This window comes from Actinoplanes aureus (assembly GCF_015704865.1).
In the GTDB taxonomy this organism is placed as follows: Bacteria; Actinomycetota; Actinomycetes; order Mycobacteriales; family Micromonosporaceae; genus Actinoplanes; species Actinoplanes aureus.
Genome location: NZ_JADQTO010000070.1, coordinates 1 through 7,797, shown reverse-complemented (window position 1 = coordinate 7,797; position 7,797 = coordinate 1). Strand labels below are relative to the sequence as shown.

Genomic DNA, 7,797 nt, shown 5'->3' with positions numbered 1-7,797 from the left:
CGACCACCCACAACGACACCTCGAGATCCGTAACTCACCCAGAGCGGCGAGACGACATCATGCTGCCTGAACCACTTCAACAAGTACGGAACTGTCCCTGGACGGAACCACTGCTTGCAGGTAAGTGCACGCCTTGGACGATAGACGGCCATCCTTCGGCCTTAACGACGATGCGGTCCTGCGCCCGGTGCGACAGCATCGTGGGATGCCCTGACAGACACAGTGACTGAGATGATCTTAGGAGCGACTATGGGCGGAGGCGTTAACAGAGTAGTACGTCTATGGAGTCGAGAGAACAAGCTGTCCGGCTCTGTGGATGCGAGCGGAAAGGCATGGAGCCAAGACAATGAGCTGTCAGGCTCTGTCGATCAAGATGGCAAGGTATGGGACCGCGACAACACGTTCGTAGGGTCCGTTGATCGGGATGGCAAGGTGTGGGATCGCAACAACACTCTCGTAGGGTCTGTTGATCGGGATGGCAAGGTGTGGAGTCGCGACAACACGCTCGTAGGTTCCGTTGGCCCGGAGCCGGGCAGGTACCGAAGGGGTGCCGTGCTCCTGCTCTTACTCTAATAGAATCGTCCCTCTAAAGGCTGCCACCAGCATCTGAGGTCTAATGAGAAGTCATAACTCCACCACGTGCTATGCATGGAGCGGCGGTAAAGACTCCTTCCTTGCGTTTTGCTTAGAGCAACAGGTACACGCAGCTCCTCGCGATCAGGTTCTCTTTGTTACATTTGTTCCACAGGAAGGCCTTTTTAGGTGCCACCCGTTGGGGCTTCTGGAGACTCAGGGTTCGATCTTAGGCGTACAGCATCTCTTCATTGCGATTGACAGTCATCGGTGGGCCGATGATTACAGGCGCGCCTTCGCGTATTTGCGAGACGCCTATGGCGTGAAGACGGTTGTTACGGGCGACATATTCGCCACAGAGTCTGACATGAATGAATACTGGCTTGCCCGGATGCTATCGACCCTCTCCATCCAACTGCGCGCTCCGTTGCTCGGATTATACTGGGCCGAAATCATTTCGCTGCTCTCGACTTTCCGAATAACGGCTGTGGTATCCGGAATGGCCGCACCGTTCTATCAAAGAGGGGTTCTAGGGCGCAAGTTGACGCTAGACTTTCTGAATGGCTCGTTTCGATACAACGAGAGTCGAATCGAGTTCGACATGTGCGGTGAGCAAGGCGAATATCATACGACCGTAACTGCCATGGGAGACGAGACGTTCTGTCTTCAAGACCTAGGAAATTTTGCTCACCAGTTCATCGATTCGGTATGGTCCCTTGATTTGGCGCCCAATCTACAAACCTTCGAAGCGAAGCGTATCCGTTTAGGATAGATCACTGCCGGCGAAACCTCTTCATCAAGGCATGTGCACTATCTTCGGCAGAGTAGCTCGGTGAGGCCCGCAACTCACTGTCATGTACCGGAGGCCATGTAGGCGGCGAGGATGTAGTTGGGGTGCCGGTCGAGGTTCTTGCGTGCCCGGTCGTAGCGCATGGTGGTCTTCGGGTCGGCGTGGCGGGCGGCGATCTGTACGTCGCGGAGGCTGACGCCGGCGTCGAGCATGGTGGTCACGAAGGTGTGGCGCAGCATGTGTGGGTGCATCCTGGGCATCTCGATGCCGGCGGTGGCGGCGAGGTGCTTGAGTCGGCGAGTCGCGGCGTGCCGGTCCATCCGAGCGCCGATGGTGTTGCGCAGGATCGGCCCGCCGATGCGTTCCTCAACGGCCCGATCGATGGCTCGGGCCACTGCGGGTGGTAGCGGAACAAGGACAACTTTGCCGCCCTTGCCACACACACGCAGGACGCGGTGGCCGTGTTCCTCGCTCAGGTCGGTGATGCTGGCGCTACAGGTTTCAAAGATCCGCAGCCCGAGCAGGCCGAGTAGCGCGATCAAGGCGAAGTCGTTCGGGTTGGTGGACTGCCGGGCGGTGGTGATGAGTGCCTCGAACTGCAGATGGCCAAGACCAAGGGTCGGTGATTCGGCCGGCACGGTGGGGCGGCGGCCGAGGAAGGCGGACGCCGCGGCATGTACTACAAGTTGCTCGGACGAGACGACGTTTGGACCTGGGGGTGAGTGAGGCAGTCATGTACCACCGTGCGTCACCAGCGACGATGAACGCCAGCGCGCTCGGAGCGGCATGAGAGCGCATCGTTTGGACCGCGATGGGGACGGAATGCGGGGACAGCTAGCCTTTGAGATCGGAAACCAGCTGAGGTTCCCGAAGGGAAGCCAAGAGTAGTTTTTTGACGATCGAACGCAGGTATTTCCCTATCCAAAGGTGTTTGTTGTCCTGCCCCGGACCATCCGGCCTCCGCTCCGCTAGCCAATCAAGGTCTTTGGTTCCGTCGCCGCCATGAGCGATGGCGCTCCGATAGCTGTAGAGCTTTGAAACCACCTAGGGAAGCCCAGTTGATTTCGAGAATTTGCCAAGCCCAAAGCTTTCGGGGTTTGGAAGCCTATGTTCAAGGAGGGAAAGGTTGCGCTTTAGTTGCCTAGTAATCGAGTCGAAAGGATCTGACGGCTCAGGCGCGTGACTAAGTGCGCCCTCGATCAGAGAAAAGTAACTCATGTTCTTGGCACTTGAATAATCTGGCAACACATCCAACTCGACGAACTGAGCGACAAGGCGAGCGATCTCGGGGAAGCTTGAGTCATCAAAATTAGCCCTAAGTTCGATAAGCTTCGCAACCTCATCAAGTGCTGGAACCTCGGGAAGATGCTCCCGGCCACGTCCGAAGAACTGCAGGCAACGTCCAGGATGACCTCCGATCGCATGGCTACCAGCGCCTGCACCATCGGGTGCTGAAGCGGCCCAGAGGTCCACCCACAGATCGGCTTCCGAGAGACGGAGCGTCTCAGCAACCGCCCTTCCCGTCAACGTACTGTTTTCAAGAGGCTGAATTACTGTATAGCGCCAAGCTCCCGGATCACTTAGCGGAATGGACCGCACCCCATTGCCGATCGTGTCAACTTCGCATTCGTGTTGTATTGCGGGAACCGAAAGACCTGCCGGTGTTGCGATCATCGACTGCGCCGTAGAGTAGACGAATAATGCTGGCCTAAATTCATTAACCTCCGCGGGCGTCGCTCGCCTAATTTGCCAGCCGCCCCCCAGGCTGTACGGCAAAGACACGTCGTCAGACAAATCATTAAGAACAACCCCATACCGAATTTGACTCGGTGGAAGGTCGGCAAAAAGTGTCATCCTGAGTTCAGCCCCGTCGCGTATCGATGACTACAGCATGCGCCTTTAGGATCCGCGTAAACCCCTGCCAGGGAGGAAGAAACTTGGTTCTGAGAGAAAAAGCTTCTAGTCGGCATATAATCGCGATCCGCAGCTCTTCTCTGGCTGTGTTCCACTCAGGGTAGATGCACTCAACTCGGCAAAGTCGGATGTCGAGCGTCCGCAACCCCGGCTACAGACAGTGACGTGCTCGTGAGCGACCAGCGCGCCCACCAGCGGCATGTGAGGGCGTTGCTGGAGCCAACATGCACCTTCGCCGGCATCCTCGGCGAGCGCGCCTGGCAACCGCCGCAGCCCATAATGCTCGCCGTGGACGATCTCACGGACTTCTTGTGGCAGATGGAGATTGCCGTACTGGAAGAGGCGCCGTTGTACGAGATTCCGTGGGGCTCGCGTGACGGGCTGGAACCATTCGCCGTGCATCACGGCCCTTGGTCTGCATCAACGTGTGCGGCCGTCCTGAGGCTCTGGTACGAGGCTGGGTGGATCGGCCTCTACTTCCGCGACCCGCCTCCCGGCTGGAACGTCGCCCCCGCGGAGTGGCGCAATCGCCTGATTGGCGGCGAGGACTTGGCCGCCCAGGACGCTTACGGCCTCCTCGAACGCCCGGAGCGCTGGATGCTCGAACACGCGGATGGCCACGTACAGCCCTACCGCACCGTCGAGGGCGAGATTGCACCACGCGAGCAGTGGTTCGAGCACGTCATCGAGACGGCTCGGACTCTGCTGCTCAAGCAGTAACCGTCCCCGGAGCCGGACTGGCGGCGCTTCAAAGAGCTGCTTATGGCGGCCGCACATCGGCAAAGTCGGACGCTGAGCGCCAGCGATCCCGGCTACGGCCCGTGACGTGCTCGTTGGCGGCCAGCGCGCTCGGACAGCGGCAAACGAGGGCGCGCTGCCGGTACGGAGACCATGATCTCGACGAGCACGGGCGCCAGGATCATGGGCGCCGAGCGGCGGGAGTCTGAGGACGTTTCCGGCACGGTGTCGGATCTGCCGCCGGTCGTACGCAGTCGCGGGCCATGTTCACCGCTGTGCCGAACAGCGATGCGCCAGCTCAGGGACTGGTCCGGCATTCGAGGGTGGGTACCTGTTCGATCGGCTCCTCCAGTGAGAGCGTTGCCCGGCAGGTGCGACGCTGCGAACGCGCTTGCACCACCAGATTGCGGTACTCGTCGCTGGCGGCGGCAACGAGTCGCGCCTCGGCGAGGCCGTGCGCGTCGGCCGGTACCACGGCACGGGCCAGCGTGTGTTGCGTGGCGTCGTAGGTCATTCCCGTCAACGTGGCGTCCACCAGAGATCCCTCGGCCAGATCCGGCAGCACAAGCTGCACCGACAGCGCGGTCTCTCCCGGCTTGCCGACCAGCGTGAATGTCAGCTGAGGAGTATCCGGGCGCCGGGCTTCCTGTCGCAGCACGACAAGAATCGCCGCGGAAGCGGCCAGTACGACGGCCAGGCCGGCGAAGACGCCTGACACCGCGATCGTCCGGACACCGCGTCGTCGGCCGTCGCCCTGTGAAGCTCTAGCCAGCGTCGAGGTCATCTGCCCGACGACGGCGCCCACCAGCGCCAGCGTCGCGACGCCGACCGCGAGGACCGCCAACACACGGGTGACGGCGGACTCGTCCAGCCGGTCCGCGGTTACCAGACACAATCCAGTCAGCAGACCTGCCACCACGCCGACCGCTGCAACGGCGGTGTCCCGGTCCAGGCCGGGTCGGGCGGCAGCGTCGCGGGGTCCGCGTCGGTCGTACTACCGGCCTGCTCGCCCACGGAACCTCCGATGATCGTGCCGTCGACGAGACGGCGCAGAGCTGCCGGGGAGTCGCCACGGCAAATCGAGAAGGCAAACGGTATCCCGGGGGCGCCAAGCCGGTAGGAAGAACCCCTTACTCGTCTCAGCCTGTCGTTGGACTTTCGGCTCCGCTCCACTGGCAGCGCACGCCAGCCGTGTCGCACGGAGCCCACTGTTTATCCATCGCCACAGCATCCGCTTCTCGGCAAAGTCGGACGTCGAGCGCCCGCGACCCGGCTACGGCGCGTGACGTGCTCCCTGGCGGCCAGCGCGCTCGGACAGCGGCAGATCCGCGCGTTGTCAGGCACCAGGGCTTACCGATGGATTCGTGGCCGGGGTGACAAGGTCCAGCAGATAGCTGCTGGTGTCGCCGGTGTGACGGATTTCCTCTACTTGCTGCGGATGGGTGTGTAGCGTTCGGTGTCCATAGCCAGCGGGCACCAACCGCACGATGCGCTCTACCAGCCAGGGCCGTTCGACACTGCGTTGCAGTGCCTGCTCGATCTCATCCACCACGTAGCCATCGGCGACACTGACATTGCCTCGCACCTGTACCCATGCGCCTCGGTTGGGGAACGGCTCTTCCGGGTCTGAATCGGGATCGCGGTCGTTGATGCCGGGGATCACGTTCGGCCCGGGTGCCTCCGATGCCTCGATGATGTAGGTGGGTATGCCGGCGACGTCCAGCACCCACCCGCCAAGTGGACAGGTGCGCTCGAATGGGACCGCGACGCCGGTGAGGACGAGCTCGTCGGCTGATTCACCGCCAGCACGGCGGCGTGCCGGCGCCGGTCGAGGTTCTTGATCCAAGGCACGCACTCGGTGACGGCAATAGATTTCCAACGCCAATGACACCTCAGCGCCTACTTGCGCGCGGAAGCCAGAGCTGCCGACCAAGTCGGCCGAGACGAGCACGCGCGGCAGCATCAACGTCATCCGCCAATGATCAATCATTGAAAACCACGCACCTCTATGGGTACGAACGGTGCGTGCACGTCGGGGAGAAATGTGTACCGACCGCTGGCGGATCGTACGGAGCGTGACTGCCGCGCTCAGCGCCGCGCACGCCCGGCGGCAAATCAGGATAACGGCTGGCGGTCCGGTAGCTTCGCGCGTCAGGGTGAACCGTGATCACCATTCGATGAGTGTGTGTGCGCTGGAGCGCGGCAGCACGTGGAGCGTCGGCGGCGAACGCCCGGCGGGGGTCTGTGCAGCGCAGCGGTGCTTCCCTCGTCGATGCCAACCGGTGATGTGGTCATTCCTGACGTGCTTGCAGATGAGGCGGTCCGCTACGTGCCTCATGACGGCGTAGTCAGTGGTGGCCTGGATCGAGCCACGACCTTGACCTCTGGTTGTTTGTGAGGAGCGGGACGCAATGCCTGACGGGCCAACGGCAACTTGCGTGGTCAGAACTGCTCGTCCTCATCGAACGGGACAGCGTCGATGTATCCGGAAGGCCTGGGGGCCGCCGTGGCTGGGCAGTAGCCGATCGCCAGGCGTGCCAGAGGCTCGGTCGGCGGGTCGATACTGCCGCATGCCAGACCACCGAAGTCGACCTTGGTCCAGGAGGTGAACCCGCCGGTGACCGGGGCCGTGGTGCAAGAAACGGTGAACTCGGCCGACACGATCGTGGCGCCTTCGAAGAACAGGGTCTGCGGGATGGCGGGGTCGTCCGTGACCTGCATGGGGAAGCCGTAACCGCCGTCCGGGAGTACGGCCGGCCCGGTCTTGACCTTCATGCCGGCGTGTTCGCTGAGTGACGCGGCGAGCATCCTGGTCCAATCGGCCGGCGCGTTCACGCCGGTGATCGACGGGGTGAACGGCGCGTCCAGGACGGGTCGGCCGGTCATGTCGCCGTCTTCCTGGTGCAGCGTCACCTGGGTCAGGCGCGGTTCGGTGACCGGTGCTGACCACCGCACCCGTTCGGGCACACACCCGGACGGCACCACAACCGGGGACGGACTTACCGCCGGGGTCGTGCCGGGCGCAGCACACCCGGCCGCCGACACCGCCGCGAGGACCGCAATACCGACCCGGTAGTTGATCATCGCAAGATGATGCCGGTTGGCGGCGACAGATCGGTGGCCGGGGCCTTCAGTTTTCCGCGAACACCTCAAGTGTCCGGAACGTGTCCATGAACGCCAGCACGCCCGGAGCGGCAAATCCGTGCATCGGGACCGGCTGTTCGGCAATCTCAGATCATGACCTCCGCCCCACCGCCTCCTCACCGCGAGGAAGTCGACGCCTGGTTTGTCGCCTTGCTGACCGGTACGCGCACGCGCGAGGAAGCAGACCGGTGGGCCGCCCAGTGGCACGGAGGTCGAGGTGACGTTGCGGTCGACGACGAGGTCACCTGGTGGGCTCCGGGACTACTCCACGGCATAGACATGCCCGCCGGCCCGGACGGCACATTCATGCACGATGACGATCGAGTCCGTCAGTGGTTCGCCGAGTTCCGCCATCGCTGCGCTACGTCGACCTCCAGCGAGGTGCCAGGCCACGGGTAGTGCTGCCTCGGGTGGGCGTGATCGCCCTACCCGCAGGCGGCGAGCTCAGCGCGCACTGTCACTTCGGAGGCCGCGCGTGCTCATCGGCCAAATGAGGACGCCGTGTCTGCCTCCGGGCGAGCCAATAGGCTGACCTCGTGGAACAGCCCGGCCCCAAATTCGCCGCCGCTTTCGTGCGTTGTGTCGCCGTGCTCGCCCTGGAGGCCGACGCCCAGATCGCTTGGCTCGGAGCGAAGGGC

7 protein-coding genes are annotated in these 7,797 nt (G+C 62.6%); 2 read left to right on the top strand and 5 right to left on the bottom strand.

What is annotated here, in order from left to right; translation table 11 throughout:
- Positions 1-772: 772 nt before the first annotated feature.
- Positions 773-1,345, top strand: a complete 573-nt coding sequence (locus I4J89_RS48790) for a hypothetical protein (protein ID WP_507236538.1) — start codon at positions 773-775, stop codon at positions 1,343-1,345.
- 80 nt (positions 1,346-1,425) lie between these two features.
- On the opposite strand, the gene I4J89_RS48785 is transcribed toward I4J89_RS48790, so the two are convergent.
- Both I4J89_RS48785 and I4J89_RS48780 read right to left on the bottom strand, forming a co-directional pair.
- Positions 1,426-2,001, bottom strand: coding sequence for a tyrosine-type recombinase/integrase (locus I4J89_RS48785; protein WP_309238808.1), 576 nt, complete (start codon positions 1,999-2,001; stop codon positions 1,426-1,428).
- A gap of 406 nt (positions 2,002-2,407) precedes the next feature.
- Complete coding sequence (locus tag I4J89_RS48780; protein WP_196421054.1) at positions 2,408-3,037, bottom strand: hypothetical protein; 630 nt, start codon at positions 3,035-3,037, stop codon at positions 2,408-2,410.
- A 405-nt stretch (positions 3,038-3,442) separates the two neighbouring features.
- Between I4J89_RS48780 and I4J89_RS48775 the strand changes: the two genes are divergently transcribed.
- Positions 3,443-3,997, top strand: coding sequence for a hypothetical protein (locus tag I4J89_RS48775; RefSeq protein WP_196421053.1), 555 nt, complete (start codon positions 3,443-3,445; stop codon positions 3,995-3,997).
- 316 nt (positions 3,998-4,313) lie between these two features.
- On the opposite strand, the gene I4J89_RS48770 is transcribed toward I4J89_RS48775, so the two are convergent.
- From I4J89_RS48770 to I4J89_RS48760, 3 genes are all read right to left on the bottom strand, one after another.
- Complete coding sequence (locus I4J89_RS48770; protein ID WP_196421052.1) at positions 4,314-4,931, bottom strand: hypothetical protein; 618 nt, start codon at positions 4,929-4,931, stop codon at positions 4,314-4,316.
- A 420-nt stretch (positions 4,932-5,351) separates the two neighbouring features.
- Positions 5,352-5,987, bottom strand: a complete 636-nt coding sequence (locus tag I4J89_RS48765; protein ID WP_196421051.1) for a hypothetical protein — start codon at positions 5,985-5,987, stop codon at positions 5,352-5,354.
- 470 nt (positions 5,988-6,457) lie between these two features.
- Positions 6,458-7,099, bottom strand: a complete 642-nt coding sequence (locus I4J89_RS48760; RefSeq protein ID WP_196421050.1) for a hypothetical protein — start codon at positions 7,097-7,099, stop codon at positions 6,458-6,460.
- Positions 7,100-7,797 lie beyond the last annotated feature (698 nt).

Coding starts and splice junctions, on each gene's coding strand:
- I4J89_RS48760 (WP_196421050.1), bottom strand. CDS start 7,099: ATGATCAACTACCGGGTCGGTATTGCGGTCCTCGCGGCGGTGTCGGCG.
- I4J89_RS48780 (WP_196421054.1), bottom strand. CDS start 3,037: ATGATCGCAACACCGGCAGGTCTTTCGGTTCCCGCAATACAACACGAA.
- I4J89_RS48765 (WP_196421051.1), bottom strand. CDS start 5,987: ATGACGTTGATGCTGCCGCGCGTGCTCGTCTCGGCCGACTTGGTCGGC.